General features: G+C 69.9%; 9 protein-coding genes and 3 pseudogenes. 7 read left to right on the top strand and 5 right to left on the bottom strand.

The features are described 5' to 3' along the window. Positions 1 to 21: 21 nt before the first annotated feature. Positions 22 to 1,852 (top strand): annotated as a pseudogene (ilvD, locus tag H3H54_RS11095) (dihydroxy-acid dehydratase). 129 nt (positions 1,853 to 1,981) lie between these two features. On the opposite strand, the gene H3H54_RS11090 reads toward ilvD, so the two are convergent. From H3H54_RS11090 to H3H54_RS19625, 5 genes are all read right to left on the bottom strand, one after another. Continuing rightward, positions 1,982 to 2,692, bottom strand: coding sequence for a sirohydrochlorin chelatase (locus H3H54_RS11090; protein ID WP_262423937.1), 711 nt, complete (start codon positions 2,690 to 2,692; stop codon positions 1,982 to 1,984). Between the two features lie 267 nt (positions 2,693 to 2,959). Next, positions 2,960 to 3,526, bottom strand: a complete 567-nt coding sequence (gene cobA, locus H3H54_RS11085) for a uroporphyrinogen-III C-methyltransferase (protein WP_262423936.1) — start codon at positions 3,524 to 3,526, stop codon at positions 2,960 to 2,962. Positions 3,527 to 3,584: 58 nt separating this feature from the next. Next, positions 3,585 to 4,001, bottom strand: a complete 417-nt coding sequence (gene nirD / locus H3H54_RS11080; protein ID WP_262423935.1) for a nitrite reductase small subunit NirD — start codon at positions 3,999 to 4,001, stop codon at positions 3,585 to 3,587. Further along, positions 4,001 to 5,398, bottom strand: coding sequence for a (2Fe-2S)-binding protein (locus H3H54_RS19630; RefSeq protein WP_395962661.1), 1,398 nt, complete (start codon positions 5,396 to 5,398; stop codon positions 4,001 to 4,003). The genes nirD and H3H54_RS19630 overlap by 1 nt, the downstream gene beginning before the upstream one ends. A gap of 162 nt (positions 5,399 to 5,560) precedes the next feature. Beyond that, positions 5,561 to 6,685 carry an NAD(P)/FAD-dependent oxidoreductase gene (locus tag H3H54_RS19625; RefSeq protein ID WP_395962659.1) on the bottom strand — a complete coding sequence of 375 codons (1,125 nt, stop codon included), beginning with the start codon at positions 6,683 to 6,685 and terminating at the stop codon, positions 5,561 to 5,563. A 381-nt stretch (positions 6,686 to 7,066) separates the two neighbouring features. On the opposite strand from H3H54_RS19625, the gene H3H54_RS11070 reads away from it, so the two are divergent. From H3H54_RS11070 to H3H54_RS11045, 6 genes and pseudogenes are all read left to right on the top strand, one after another. Beyond that, positions 7,067 to 8,824, top strand: coding sequence for an acetolactate synthase large subunit (locus H3H54_RS11070; RefSeq protein WP_395962657.1), 1,758 nt, complete (start codon positions 7,067 to 7,069; stop codon positions 8,822 to 8,824). 2 nt (positions 8,825 to 8,826) lie between these two features. After that, positions 8,827 to 9,381: an acetolactate synthase small subunit gene (gene ilvN / locus H3H54_RS11065; RefSeq protein ID WP_262423934.1), complete on the top strand. Its 555-nt coding sequence runs from the start codon at positions 8,827 to 8,829 to the stop codon at positions 9,379 to 9,381. A gap of 105 nt (positions 9,382 to 9,486) precedes the next feature. Further along, positions 9,487 to 10,518 (top strand): ketol-acid reductoisomerase, encoded by a 1,032-nt coding sequence (ilvC, locus tag H3H54_RS11060; protein ID WP_262423933.1) that lies wholly within the window; start codon positions 9,487 to 9,489, stop codon positions 10,516 to 10,518. Between the two features lie 128 nt (positions 10,519 to 10,646). Then, entirely contained in the window at positions 10,647 to 11,963 is a 1,317-nt protein-coding gene (locus H3H54_RS11055) for a hypothetical protein (RefSeq protein WP_262423932.1), read from the top strand. A 96-nt stretch (positions 11,964 to 12,059) separates the two neighbouring features. After that, positions 12,060 to 13,665, top strand: a pseudogene (gene serA / locus H3H54_RS11050) (phosphoglycerate dehydrogenase). 28 nt (positions 13,666 to 13,693) lie between these two features. Beyond that, positions 13,694 to 14,771, top strand: a pseudogene (locus H3H54_RS11045) (3-isopropylmalate dehydrogenase). Positions 14,772 to 14,815: the final 44 nt, after the last annotated feature.

The following is a 14,815-nucleotide window of genomic DNA, read 5'->3' as shown; positions in this document are numbered from 1 at the left end:
ATGGCGGCGTAGCATGCCTGCATGGTTCAGCTCCGTTCCCGCACCTCTACCCACGGCCGCAATATGGCCGGCGCCCGCGCCCTGTGGCGCGCCACCGGCATGAAGAGCGGCGACTTCGGCAAACCGATCATCGCGATCGCGAACTCGTACACCCAGTTCGTGCCGGGTCACGTCCACCTCAAGAACATGGGGGACCTGGTCGCCGGGGCGATCGAGGAGGCCGGCGGCGTCTCCAAGGAGTTCAACACCATCGCCGTGGACGACGGCATCGCCATGGGCCACGGCGGCATGCTCTACTCGCTGCCCAGCCGCGACATCATCGCCGACTCCATCGAGTACATGGTCAACGCCCACACCGCGGACGCCCTGGTGTGCATCTCCAACTGCGACAAGATCACCCCCGGTCACATGATGGCGGCGATGCGCCTGAACATCCCCGTCATCTTCGTCTCGGGCGGCCCCTCCGAGTCCGGCAAGCCGATCGAAGGCGTCACCGAGCACCGCATCGACCTGGTCGATGCGATGTCGCTCAGCGCCGACGACTCGATCACCGACGCCCAGCTCGCCGAGGTCGAGGAGAACGCCTGCCCCACCTGCGGCTCCTGCTCCGGCATGTTCACGGCGAACTCCATGAACTGCCTCACCGAGGTGCTCGGCCTGTCGCTGCCGGGCAACGGGACGACGCTGGCCACGCACGCGTTCCGCAGGGAGCTCTTCCTCGAAGCCGGGCGGAAGATCGTCGAGCTCTCCAAGCGCTACTACGAGGACGAGGACGAGTCGGTGCTGCCGCGCTCGATCGCCACCAAGGCCGCCTTCTCCAACGCCATGGCGATGGATGTGGCGATGGGCGGCTCGACCAACACCATCCTGCACATCCTCGCCGTCGCGATCGAGGGCGGCGTCGACTTCGGCCTCGACGACATCGATCGCATCTCGCGCCTGGTGCCCACGCTGTCGAAGGTCGCGCCCAACGGCACCGCCCACGTCGAGGACGTCCACCGTGCCGGGGGATCCCCGCGATCCTGGGCGAGCTGGACCGTGCCGGGCTGCTGGACCACAACATCCACACCGTCCACTCCCCGGACCTGGCCAGCTGGCTCGCCGAATGGGACATCCGCGGCGGAACGGCCTCGAAGAAGGCAGAGGCGCTGTTCCACGCCGCTCCGGGCGGGTGCGCACCACCCAGGCCTTCTCGACCACGAACACCTGGGACGAGCTGGACACCGACGGCGAGAACGGGGTGGTCCGCTCGGTGCCACATGCCCACACCAAGGACGGCGGCCTCGCTGTGCTCAAGGGCAACCTCGCGCGCGACGGCGCGGTGTTCAAGACCGCAGGCATCACCGAGGACCTCTTCCACTTCGAGGGCAATGCGGTGGTCTGCGACTCTCAGGAGGAGGCGGTCCAGAAGATCCTCGAGAAGACGGTCAAGGACGGCGACGTCGTGGTGATCCGCTACGAGGGGCCGCAGGGCGGGCCCGGCATGCAGGAGATGCTCTACCCGACCTCCTTCCTCAAGGGTCGCGGCCTCGGCAAGACCTGCGCCCTGATCACCGACGGCCGCTTCTCGGGCGGCACCAGCGGTGTCTCCATCGGGCACATCTCGCCGGAGGCGGCCGAGGGCGGGCTGATCGGCCTCATCGAGGACGGCGACAAGATCATCATCGACGTCGACAAGCGCCTGCTCGAGCTCGATGTCCCCGAGGACGAACTGGCGCGCCGCCGCGAGGCGAAGGGCCCGCTGCCCTGGCGCCCGGTGCATCGCGAGCGCAAGGTCTCCCAGGCCCTCAAGGTCTACGCGCACCTGGTGCGCTCGGCGACCTACGGCGCGACCCGGCGGCCCTTGGACTGAGCCGAGCCAGACTCCATCCCCTCTGAGCTGTCGCATAGCATGCGCCGTGGCGACAGCTCAGAGGGGATACTCGTGGGCTGCGGTGCTGCAGCACTGCAGGGCCCCAGCTCCTGCCCGCAGTCCCGTCCCTCAGGCGCCCAGCACGGAGCGGTAGCGATCCGCCGCGATCTCGGCGATCAGCGGGTGGTCACCCAGCGGCGCCGCCACCAGATCCGCGCCGACCTGCCGCAGCTGGGCATGGAAGTAGCCGGGCGCCAGCAGATAGGTGGCGACCGCCACTCGGGTTCCGGTGCGCTTCCGAGCCTGAGCCACGGCATCGGCGACCGTGGGCTGCGCCGCGGCGATGAAGCCGACGGTCACCTCGCGCTGGAGCTGTGCGGAGAGCAGCGCACCCATCTGCGCGGCCATCTCCTGACCCGCCCGGTCGCTGGTGCCGGCGACCGCCATCACCACTGCGTCGTCGGGCCGTGCTCTTGCCTCCTGAAGTCGCTGCGCCATCACCGCGGCGAGCCGGGGATCAGGGCCGAGAGGCGCTGCGGCCAGCGCTTCATGACCGGCGACAGCACCGGCGATGTCCTCGCCCACGTGGAAACCGGTGGACAGCAGCAGCGGCACCACCACCGCAGCCGGCGGGGTGTCCTCCTCACGAGTGCGCACCGTGGCGCACGCCGGGGCCAGCTGGCTCACGACCTCGGTGACCTCCGGGCTCTGCACATCCACGTACGCCTCCCGCACAGCGACGGAGGGGAGCTGCTCGGCGATCCGGCGCAGGATCGCCCGGATCACGTCACGGCCCTCGCGCAGCCGGGTGCCGTGCGCGCAACCGATGAGCACAGGCACCGCGGTGCGGTCCGTCTGTTCGGTCGCGGGCAGCGCCTCCTCCCTGCCCCGCGTACCTGAGCGGCGGGAGAGCCGGGGGATCCGGGGAGGCAGGGGAGTCGCGTGAATCGGGGGAGTCGCGGGAGGGAGCCTCCAGGAACCCCTCGGCAGAGGTGCGACCCACCGTGATCACCGCCGGGTAGCCGATGCCAGCTTCCCTCACCGTCCCTTCGATCGTGGCCAGGGTGCCGCGCACGCTCCGCTGCTCGGGCAGGGTCGCGCTCTGGATCACCGCGACCGGGGTCTCGGGGCGACGCCGTTCAGCAATGCTTGGGAGACCAGCCGGGGCAGCCACCCCACGCCCATCATCAGCACGGTGGTGGTGCCGGGATCCCGGAGCGCCGCGAGATCCGCGGGACCGAGATCCCCGTGGGCGTTGACCACGTGCAGAGCGACCGCGGCACCGCGATGGGTGACCGGGACATCCCCGGCCGTGGGGCCGGCGATGGCGGAGGTCACGCCGGGCACCACCTGCACCTCGATACCGGCGGCGCGGCAGGCCAGGACCTCTTCGCCGCCACGTCCCAGCAGGAACGGGTCCCCGCCCTTGAGTCGCACAACGCGGCGGCCGGCACGTGCGTGCTCGACCAGCAGCGCCCCGATCTGCTCCTGGGTACGGGAGGGATGGCCCGGCTCCTTGCCCACGTCGATCAGCGCCACCTCCGGCCCCAGCAGCTCGGTGAGGCCGCGCGGCCCCAGCCGGTCCATGACCACGACGTCCGCCTGCTGCAGCAGGTGCAGCCCGCGCACGGTGATTAGGTCGAGGGCGCCGGGCCCGCCGCCCACCAGAGCCACGGAGCCGGGGAGAGCACCGCGTCGCCCAGCACCCCGTCGAACGCGGGGAGAGCGGCGGTCACGGGGCGATCCCGGTGGCACCGGCTGCGAGCGGGCGCGGCGCGACGGAGACCAGCACCCTGCCGTCCCGCACCTCCGCCTCATGCACTGCGATCGGGAACTTCTCGCCGCCGCCGGCGTCGAGCACCTCACCGGTGTCGAGGTTCCAGACCTGCTTGTACATGGGCGAGGCGATCGTGGGCACAAGCTCCACGGGCTCTCCATCGTCGGCGCTGGCCTCATGCGAGCCGACCAGCCCGCGCGAGAGCACGTTGGTCCCGGAGTACGGGTCGCGCTGCTGGCAGGCGCGCACGGAATCGTCGACCAGGCGGAACACCGCCACCTGATCACCTCCGATCAGCGCTGCGGCGCCGCGCTCGACGGAGAGGTCGCTGAGCGCGCAGATATCGATCATGGTCGGTTCCTGGGTGGTCATCAGCGGATCTCCTCGCCGTCGACGGAATCGCCCAGTGGGCTGGTCGCCCCCAGGCTGAGTGAGGCCAGCGCCCGTGCCCGCACCGGATCGGGGGCGGTGTGCTGGTCCATCTCGTGCGCCGGTCGCATCTGACCGCGCTCGGGCACCCAGGCGAGATCCGGATCGGCCACCCCGGGCGCATTGATGAACGAGACGAACTTCGCCAGGCGCTGCGGGTCGTCGAGGGTAGCGGTCCACTCGTCCTCGTAGGTCGCGACGTGGTTGGCCATCTGCGCCTCGAGCTCCTCGCCGATGCCCAGGGAGTCTTCCACGATCACCCGGCGCAGCTCCTCGATCCCGCCCGCGCGGTCCTCGACCCAGCGCGCGGTCCGCTGGACCTTGTCCGCCTCCTGGATGTAGAGCATGAGGAAGCGGTCGATGCACTTGACGAGGTTCTCATCGTCGAGGTCCTCGATGAGCAGCTGGGCATGAGCGGGTTGTGCGCCGCCGTTGCCGCCGACGTACAGGTTCCAGCCCTTGGTCGTCGCGATCACGCCGACGTCCTTCGCGCGGGCCTCGGCGCACTCGCGGGCGCAGCCGGAGACCCCGACCTTGAGCTTGTGCGGGGAGCGCAGTCCGCGGTATCGCCGCTCGAGCGCGACGGCCATCGAGGTGGAGTCCTGCACGCCGTAGCGGCACCAGGTGGAGCCCACGCAGGACTTCACCATCCGCAGCGACTTGCCGTAGGCGTGGCCGGATTCGAAGCCGGCGTCGACCAGCCGCCGCCAGATCTCGGGCAGCTGATCCAGCCGCGCCCCGAACATACCGATCCGCTGGGCGCCGTTGAGCTTGAGGTACAGGCCGTAGTCGATGGCGACCTGCGCGAGGACCAGCAGCTGCTCGGGCGTGACCTCTCCGGCGGGCATCCTGGGGATCACCGAATAGGTACCGTTCTTCTGGATGTTCGCCATCACGTGGTCGTTGGTGTCCTGGAGCGAGCCCAGCTGTTCGCCGACCGGCGAGTGCAGGCGCCCGGAGGTGGTGCCCAGGCTCGACAGCAGCGAGGCGACCACCGGCTTGCACACCGCGCAGCCGCGGCCCCGCCCGAAGGCGGTGACGATCTCGGTGAAGGTCTGCTGACCTCCCTCCTTGACCAGCTGGTACAGCTCGGCGCGGGAGTGGGCGAAGTGCTCGCACATGGCGGTCGAGACGGTGATGCCGGAGCGTTCGAGCTCCTTGTTCAGCAGCGTCGTCAGGGTGGGCACGCAGGAGCCGCACACCGTGCCCGCGCTCGTGCACTCCTTGACCTCGCCGAGCGTGGTGCAGCCGTGCTCGGTGACCGAGGCGCGGATGGTGCCGGCGAAGACGTTGTTGCAGGAGCAGACCACCGCATCGTCGGGCAGCTCGGCATTGGCCATCGCGTCCCCACCCTCGGGGGGCGATCACGGCCGACGGGTCAGCGCCCAGGGGGCGGCCGATCAGCGGGCGCAGCTGGGAGAACAGCTCGATGTCTCCCACGAACACGCCGCCCAGCAGCACCTTCGCATCGTCGGACATCACCAGCTTGCGGTACTTGCGGTTCACCGGGTCGACGAAGGCGACCTCGAGGGCCCCGGGGTGACGGCGTTGACGTCGCCGAAGGCGGCGGCGTCCACTCCCACTCCCTTGAGCTTGGTGCCGTCGTCCGTGCGCTGGTGGGTCCGGGTGCCACCCAGGAAGCGGTCCACGACCACGTCGGCCATGTCGTTGCCCGGGGCGATGAGCCCGGCGCAGGACTCCTGGAAGGAGGCGCATTCGCCGATCGCCCAGATCGCGGGGTCGGAGGTTTGGCAGGAGTCGCCGACGACCACGCCACCGCGCTCGCCGATCGCGAGCCCGGCCTCGCGGGCGAGCCGGTCCCGGGGGCGGATACCGGTGGAGAAGATGACGATGTCGGCATCCAGCGTGGAGTCGTCGGAGAGCACGGCGGTGCCGACCTGCCCGTCACCGGCGGGCTGGAAGCGGGAGGCACCCACCCCGGTGCGCACGTCGATGCCCTTGTCCTGGATCAGGAGGCGGAGCATCTCGCCGCCGCCCTGGTCGAGCTGGACCGCCATCACCCGGTCGGCGAACTCGACCACGGTCGAGGCGGCGCCGAGATCCTGCAGCGCGGCGCCGGCCTCGAGGCCCAGCACGCCGCCGCCGACCACGACGCCGCGGACCTGGCGTCCCAGCGTCTTCTCGCGGAGCGCGACCCATTCGGCGATCTGCTTGACGTCGCCCACGGTGCGATAGGAGAAGATCCCCGGCAGCTCGCGTCCCTCGGCACGCGGTGCCCAGGCCCAGGAGCCGGTGGCGAGGATCAGCCGGTCGTAGGGCACGGTGGTGCCGGACGTGGTGGTCACGTGAGCGGCGACCCGGTCGATCGTCTCCGCCTTGTCCCCGGTGAGCAGGCTGATCCGCGGGTCCTCCCAGACGGAGACGTCCAGGGAGAGCAGGTCGGCGTTGCGGGAGGCGAACCAGTTCGACAGGTGCACCCGGTCGTAGGGCTGCTCCGGCTCCTCACCGATGACAGTGAGCGTCCACCGACCTTCGGGGTCCTGGGCACGGAGGCGCGCGGCGAAGCGATGGCCGGTCATGCCGCCGCCGATCACGACGATGCGCTGATCGGCCAGCGGCGCGTGCTCTGCGGGGGCGATGAGTGGGGAGTGTCCTGGGGTGCTCATGGCTGCTGTTCTCGAACCTCTCGGGGGTCGGGGGAATCGCTCATATGGTAGGCGGCGAAATCGCGCTCTTCGCAGGACCTTTGTCTGTCCGGCAGGGGGCCGCAGGTGGCGCGGCACGACCCTGCTGCCCGCCCGGTCTCGCGATCCGGACGGGTGGCACGCGGGATGTGAAAAGGCCTAGTCTGTCGGCATGCAGACGATCCTTCTCGTAGTTACCGAGCGCGGCTGACGCCCTCGTCACTACGAGCTGTCATCCGCGCCCCTCCCGAGCCCCAGGCGGAGGGGCTTTTTCGTGCGTCGGACACAGCACGGAGGAGGGACCGGAGGTCGACGCAGCAGTTCACCGCCACGCCCACCGTCCGAGACGACGAAGGAGTTCCGATGACCGGACAGCAGATGACTGGCGCGCAGGCGCTGGTCGAGTCCCTCAAGCACGCCGGGGCAGAGGTCGTCTTCGGCCTTCCCGGCGGCGCGATCCTGCCCACCTACGACCCGCTGATGGACGCCGAGGGTCTCCGCCACATCCTGGTCCGCCATGAGCAGGGCGCCGGCCACGCCGCCAGCGGCTACGCCCACGCCACGGGCAAGGTCGGCGTGTGCCTGGCGACCTCCGGCCCCGGGGCCACCAATCTGATCACCGCGATCGCGGATGCTCAGATGGACTCCATCCCGATGGTCGCCATCACCGGCCAGGTCGGCTCCGCGTTCATCGGCACCGATGCCTTCCAGGAGGCGGACATCGTCGGCATGACGATGCCGGTCACCAAGCACAACTTCCTGGTCTCCAAGGCGGACGACATCCCGAAGGTGATCAAGCAGGCCTTCCACATCGCCTCGACCGGCCGGCCCGGCGCCGTGCTGGTGGACGTCACCAAGGATGCCCAGCAGGCGACGACGAACTTCGTCTGGCCCGAATCCCTGGACCTCCCCGGCTACCGCCCGGATCCGCGCCCGCACAGCAAGCAGATCCGTGAGGCCGCCTCGCTCCTGATGGAGGCCAAGCGGCCGGTGTTCCTGCTCGGCGGCGGCGTGATGCGCGGCCGCGCGAGCGAGGAGGTCGCAGAGCTGGTCGACGTCTCCGGTGCACCATTCGTCACCACCCTGATGGCTCGCGGCGCCCTGCCCGACTCCCACCCCAGCCACCTGGGGATGCCCGGGATGCACGGCACGGTCGCCGCAGTCTCCGCACTGCAGCGCTCTGATCTGATCGTCAACATCGGCGCCCGGTTCGATGACCGCGTCACCGGTGTCCTCGAGTCCTTCGCCCCCGGCGCGAAGATCGTCCACGCCGACATCGACCCGGCGGAGATCTCGAAGAACCGCGAGGCCGATGTCCCGATCGTCGGCCAGGCGGGCGAGATCGCCCGGGCGCTGGCCGCGGAGCTGCGGGAGCGCATCGCCGCCGCGGACACCCGTGACTACGGCACCTGGTGGAACACCCTGGACATGCTCCGGGACAACTACCCGCTGGGCTGGACCGAGACCGAGGACGGTTTCACCGCACCGCAGAAGGTCATCTCCCGCATCGGAGAGATCTCCGGGCCCGAGTCGATCTACGTGGCGGGCGTGGGCCAGCACCAGATGTGGTCCGCCCAGTTCATCAGGTACGAGAACCCGTACACCTGGCTGAACTCCGGAGGGCTCGGCACGATGGGCTACTCGGTGCCCGCGGCGATGGGCGCGAAGGTCGGCCAGCCGGACAAGGTCGTGTGGGCGATCGACGGCGACGGATGCTTCCAGATGACCAACCAGGAGCTCGCGACCTGCGTCATCAACAACATCCCGATCAAGGTCGCGATCATCAACAACTCCAGCCTCGGCATGGTGCGCCAGTGGCAGAACCTGTTCTATGACCAGCGCTACTCCAACACCGACCTGAACACCGGGCACGGTTCGCGCCGGATCCCCGACTTCGTCAAGCTCGCCGACGCCTACGGCTGCGCCGGACTGCGCTGCGAGCGCGACGAGGACATCGACGCGACCATCCAGCAGGCGATGGAGATCAACGACCGCCCGGTGGTCGTCGACTTCACCGTCAGCGCCGACGCGATGGTGTGGCCGATGGTGCCCGCCGGCGTCTCCAACGACGAGATCCAGATCGCGCAGGGCATGAGCCCCGAGTGGGAGAGGGACATCTGATCATGAACGCCCCGAACAGCATGAACACCTCCGACTTCGTCTTGACACCCGAGAGTCAGACCCTCTCGGTCCTGGTGGAGAACAAGCCCGGCGTGCTCACCCGCGTCACCGCGCTGTTCTCGCGCCGCGGGTACAACATCTCCTCGCTCGCGGTCGGACCGACCGAGCATCCGGAGATCTCCCGCATCACCGTGGTGGTCGACGTCGACCAGCGACGCCTCGAGCAGATCACCAAGCAGCTGAACAAACTGGTGAACGTGCTCAAGATCGTCCAGCTCGACGCCCGCTCCACCGTGCAGCGCGAGCTCATCCTGATCAAGGTGACCGCGGACAACTCCACCCGCACCTCGGTGCTGGAGATCGTCCAGATGTTCCGGGCGAAGGTGGTCGATGCGGCCGCCGACTCGGTGACCGTCGAGGCCACCGGCACCCAGGACAAGCTCAGCGCGCTGCTGGGGATGCTGGAGTCCTTCGGCGTCCGCGAGATCGTCAAGTCCGGTGAGGTCGCCATCGGCCGCGGTGGACGCGCGATCACCGACCGCAGCCTCCTGAGCTGACCCCACCCCGCGGCGTCTCCACAGTTGAGACGACCGCCCATCATTCAAGACAACCGGCGATAGGATCGACCTGTCGCCCGCACCCCGAACACGAAGGAGCACATCGTGGCTGAGATCTTCTATGACGACAACGCCGACCTGTCCATCATCCAGGGCAAGAAGGTCGCCGTCGTCGGCTTCGGCTCCCAGGGCCATGCCCACGCGCTGAACCTGCGCGACAGCGGCGTCGAGGTCCGCGTGGGCCTGCGCGAGGGCTCGAAGTCCCGCGCCAAGGCCGAGGAGCAGGGCCTGGGCGTCGGCACCGTCGCCGAGGTCTCCGAGTGGGCTGATCTGATCATGATCCTCACCCCCGACCAGGATCAGCGGAAGGTCTACGCCGACTCGATCCAGCCTCACCTGAGCGAGGGCAAGGCGCTCGCCTTCGCCCACGGCTTCAACATCCGCTTCGGCTACATCGAGGTCCCCGCGGGCGTCGACGTGCTGCTGATCGCTCCGAAGGCCCCGGGCCACACCGTGCGTCGCGAGTACGTCGCCGGCCGCGGCATCCCGGACATCGTCGCCGTCGAGCAGGACGCCACCGGCTCCGCCTGGGAGCTCGCGCTGTCCTACGCCAAGGGCATCGGCGGCACCCGCGCCGGCGTCATCAAGACCACCTTCACCGAGGAGACCGAGACCGACCTGTTCGGTGAGCAGGCCGTGCTCTGCGGCGGCATGAGCCACCTGGTCCAGGCAGGCTTCGAGACCCTCGCCGAGGCGGGCTACCAGCCTGAGATCGCCTACTTCGAGGTGCTCCACGAGCTCAAGCTGATCGTCGACCTCATGTTCGAGGGCGGCATCGCCAAGCAGCGCTGGTCGATCTCCGACACCGCCGAGTACGGCGACTACGTCTCCGGCCCGCGCGTCGTGAACGCGGACACGAAGAAGGCCATGAAGGAGGTCCTCGCGGACATCCAGAGCGGCGCCTTCGCCAAGCGCTTCATCGACGATCAGGACGCGGGCGCCCCCGAGTTCAAGGAGCTGCGCGAGACCGAGGCGAAGCACCAGATCGAGGTCGTCGGCAAGGACCTGCGCAAGATGTTCTCCTGGAGCGCCCAGGCGATCGACGAGGACTACGTCGAGGGCAGCGCCGCGCGCTGATCGACCCTTTCCACCGCGACGGCGGGTGCACCCTCGAGGTGCGCCCGCCGTCGTCGTTCGTGCATGATGTGCGATGACCGACAGCAGTGCAGCGCCGGCTCGCGCGGGCCGGCAGGGGAGGGGCGCACATGGCGCAGCGCAGGACGACACGACGGACGGCACTGGCAGGGCTCGGGGCCCTCGGGGTGATGACCACGGCAGGGGCGTGCTCGCTCCTGCCCGGCCTCGGCGGGGAGGAGGAGCCCACAGGCACCGCGGCGCCGCAGGACGAGAGCGATGCGAGCGAGGACGACGCAGAACCCTCCGAGGAGCCCACCGAGGAGCCGGGCAGCACCTTCGACGGCTGGGCGAGCGAGGAGGACCTCGATCTCGTCGAGCTCGACCTCGCCGCGGCCGATGAGGAGTTCGGCACCGCCAAGGGTCAGTTGGAGCGCGAAGACCGCTATGGCACCTGGTGGTCCCCGGGCTTCGCCGACGATTCCCCCGTCTTCACCATGGAGCCGCAGCGCATCGACGAGCGCGCCGAGGAGGCCTTCGGCGGTCGCGAGGAGGTGAGCACGGCCGCCACGACCGTCCTGGTGCAGACGATCGTGCAGATCCTCGACACGCCCCTGCTGCTGGAGGAGGACAACTCCCGCTCCGGCGAGATCGCTCCCGCGCTGGTCGAGGCGTTCGGCCTCGAGGGCGTCGACGTGGCGGTCTTCGACGGACTGTTCGCCGAGATGCCGGTCTCCGGTACACACGATCATGAGGACGGCCTCCCCGAGGGGTACGGCTTCGAGCCGCTCGAATACCCGGCCGACGGGCCGCGCATGAGCATCCTCGATGCCGCCACCGAGGTGGAGCACCTCGAGATCGACGGGCTCAGCGGGCCTCTGTTCCTGGCCTCCGTGCGCGGCGCGCTCCCGGTCCGGCGGGACGGCGAGGAGCTGCCGCTGGTGCGGGATGTGACCTACGGGCTCGCACTGGACGAGGGCAACGGCACCGTGCTCATGGTTTACCGCGTCAACTCCGCGCCCAGCGTGCACATCGAGGATCCCTCCTCCCTTCCGCTGGTCGAGGGCACGGAGGTCCCCGGCGACTGGACCGAGCACACTGTGCGGGGTCTGAAGCTCGCGCTGCCGCCCGGGATGGGCGATCCGGACGTGACCGAGGTGGGGCTGATGTTCCAGGGCGGGGATCAGCGGGGTTCGGTCATCCGCACCGGGCTGGGCACGCCCTCCCCGTACCCCCTCTCCGCGACCCGCTACGTCGCGCGCGCCGAGGTGCCCGGGGCGGACCTCGCCGTGTTCGCCATCGGGATGGGGCTCGACTCGACATACTCCGTGGGCGTCACCCTCCACCGGGAGAAGGAACAGTTCATGGTGCAGCTGCACGATGTCAGCGAGGAGGAGGCCCCTCTCCTGGCCCATCGGCTGCTGGCGGGACTGGGTCTCGCATCCTGACCGAGATGACCGAATGGCGGACAGGGCAGTAGTCTGTGCTCGGCCCTGACGACGGCTCTCCCCGCCGCCGCCGAATCGTCCCGGAAGGTACCCCCAGTGACCCGTCCCGTCGTGCTGCTCGCCGAAGAACTCTCGCCCGCCACCATCGAGGTCTTCGGCGATGATGCCGATGTCCGCCACGTCGACGGCACCGATCGCGGTGCCCTGCTCGAGGCCGTCGCCGACGCCGACGCGCTCCTGGTCCGCTCCGCGACCCAGGTCGACGCCGAGGTCTATGCCGCCGCCAAGCAGCTGAAGGTCGTCGCGCGCGCGGGCGTGGGCCTGGACAACGTGGACGTGCCCGCCGCCACCAGCGCGGGCGTCATGGTCATCAATGCCCCGACCTCGAACATCACCTCCGCCGCGGAGCTCGCGGTCGCGCTGATCCTGGCCTCGATGCGCAATCTGGGCCGTGCTGACGCCTCCGTGAAGGCCGGGAAGTGGGAGCGCAAGCAGCTCAGCGGCGTCGAGCTGCTGGGCAAGACCGTGGGCGTGGTCGGCTTCGGCCGGATCGGCCAGCTGGTCGCCGAGCGCCTGGCGCCCTCGGCGTGGAGCTGCTCGCCTACGACCCCTACGTCAACCACACCCGTGCCGCCGAGCTCGGAGCCCGCGTCGTCGAGCTCGACGAACTGATGCGCGAGGCGGACGTCGTCACCGTGCACATGCCGAAGACCCCGGAGACCACCGGCCTGATCGGCGCCGAGCAGTTCGCCCTCGCCAAGCCCTCCCTGCACGTGGTCAACGCCGCTCGCGGCGGCCTGATCGATGAGGAGGCCCTGTACGAGGCGCTCTCCTCCGGCCGCATCGCCGGCGCCGCGCTCGACGTCTACAGCTCCGAGCCGCCGGCCGCATCCGAGACCGCGAAGCGGCTGCTCGAGCTCGAGAACATCACCCTCACCCCGCACCTCGGCGCCTCGACCGCGGAGGCCCAGGAGAAGGCCGGCGTCGCGGTCGCGAAGTCCGTGCGCCTGGCGCTGGCCGGCGAGCTGGTGCCCGATGCGGTCAACGTCGCCGGCGGTGCGATCGATGACGTGGTGCGCCCCGGAGTCGCTCTCGCCGACCGTCTCGGCCAGCTGTTCACCACCCTGGCGGGGAGTCGCCCGAGCTGCTCGACATCGAGGTCCACGGCGAGATCGCCTCCCGGGATGTCACCGCGCTGAAGCTCTCCGCCCTGCGCGGCGTGTTCCGCTCCGTGGTCACCGAGCAGGTCAGCTACGTCAACGCCCCGGTCCTGGCCGAGGAGCGCGGGATCACGGTGCAGCTGGTGACTGATGAGAGCACCGAGCGGTTCCGCAACGTCATCACCCTGCGCGGCACCCTGCGCGACAGCACGGTCGTCACCGTCTCCGGAACGCTCAGCGGCGTGGACCAGGAGCACAAGCTCACGGAGGTCTTCGGCCACGCCCTGGACGTCCCGCTGAGCGACCACCTGCTGATCATCCGCTACGAGGACGGCCCGGGCCTGATCGGTCAGTACGGGCTCCGGCTCGGCGAGGCCGGCGTGAACATCGCCGGCATGCAGGTCTCCCGCGCGGGCCGCAGCCGCGGCGCCGAGGCCCTCGTGGTCCTGGACCTCGACGAGTCCGTGGACCGCGAGTTCGCCGAGGAGCTGGGCGCGGCCATCGACGCCCGCTCGATCCACGCCGTCGACCTCGTCTACTGATCGCTTCTCGAAGAACCGGAGTCCTGCCATGAGCACCCCCAGCGCCCCTGCCCCCTCGTCCGTCCTGAAGCTCGCCGTCATCGAGGGCGACGGCATCGGCCAGGAGGTCGTCCCGCAGGGCCTGCGCGCCCTGCGCGCCGCCCTCGAGCCCGTCGGCGTGAGCGTCGAGACCACCGATTTCGACCTCGGTGCGGGCCGCTGGCACCGCACGGGGAGACGCTCACCGACGAGGACATGGCACGCCTGGCCGAGCACGACGCGATCCTGCTGGGCGCCGTCGGCGATCCGGGAGTCCCCTCGGGCGTGCTCGAGCGCGGTCTCCTGCTCAAGCTGCGCTTCGCCTTCGACCACTACGTCAACCTGCGCCCCACCAAGCTCTTCCCCGGCGTGACCTCGCCCCTGTCCGATCCGGGGAGATGGACTTCGTGGTGGTCCGCGAGGGCACCGAGGGCCCCTATGTGGGCAACGGCGGCTCGCTGCGCACCGGCACCGAGCTCGAGGTCGCGACCGAGGTCTCCCTCAACACCGCAGTCGGTGTGGAGCGCGTGGTGCGCTACGCCTTCGAGCAGGCCGAGCGCCGTCGCAAGAAGCTCACCCTGGTCCACAAGCACAACGTGCTGGTCCATGCCGGGCACCTCTACCGCCGGATCGTCGAGCAGGTCGGTGCCGAGCACCCCGATGTCACGGTGGACTACGCCCACGTGGACGCGGCGATGATCTACCTGGTCACCGATCCCTCCCGCTTCGACGTCATCGTCACCGACAACCTCTTCGGCGACATCGTCACCGACCTCGCCGCAGCTGTCGGCGGCGGCATCGGCCTGGCCGCGAGCGGCAACATCAACCCCACCGGCGCCTTCCCCTCGATGTTCGAGCCGGTCCACGGCTCGGCCCCCGACATCGCGGGCAAGGACCTCGCCGACCCCACCGCCACCGTGCTCTCGGTCGCGCTGCTGCTGGACCATATGGGCCACCTCGAACCGGCCGCCGCGGTGCGCGCCGCAGTCGAGAACGACCTCGCCGCCCGCGCCGGCTCCGAGGAGCTCGCCGCCCGGGGGACCTCGCAGATCGGCGACGACCTGGTCGCGGCGATCTCCGGGCGCTGAGCCCCGGCCCCTGACACACTGACCTTCACACCTTCACCGAGGAG

It is taken from the genome of Brachybacterium sp. Z12, assembly GCF_014400405.1.
In the GTDB taxonomy this organism is placed as follows: domain Bacteria; phylum Actinomycetota; class Actinomycetes; order Actinomycetales; family Dermabacteraceae; genus Brachybacterium.
This window is presented reverse-complemented; position numbering and strand designations above follow the sequence as displayed.

What these genes read in the sequence shown, in the direction of transcription:
- nirD (WP_262423935.1), bottom strand. Translation starts at nt 4,001, where the DNA reads ATGACCACCCAGGAACCGACCATGATCGATATCTGCGCGCTCAGCGAC.
- H3H54_RS19630 (WP_395962661.1), bottom strand. Translation starts at nt 5,398, where the DNA reads ATGGCCAATGCCGAGCTGCCCGACGATGCGGTGGTCTGCTCCTGCAAC.
- H3H54_RS19625 (WP_395962659.1), bottom strand. Translation starts at nt 6,685, where the DNA reads ATGAGCACCCCAGGACACTCCCCACTCATCGCCCCCGCAGAGCACGCG.
- H3H54_RS11070 (WP_395962657.1), top strand. Translation starts at nt 7,067, where the DNA reads ATGACCGGACAGCAGATGACTGGCGCGCAGGCGCTGGTCGAGTCCCTC.
- ilvN (WP_262423934.1), top strand. Translation starts at nt 8,827, where the DNA reads ATGAACGCCCCGAACAGCATGAACACCTCCGACTTCGTCTTGACACCC.
- H3H54_RS11055 (WP_262423932.1), top strand. Translation starts at nt 10,647, where the DNA reads ATGGCGCAGCGCAGGACGACACGACGGACGGCACTGGCAGGGCTCGGG.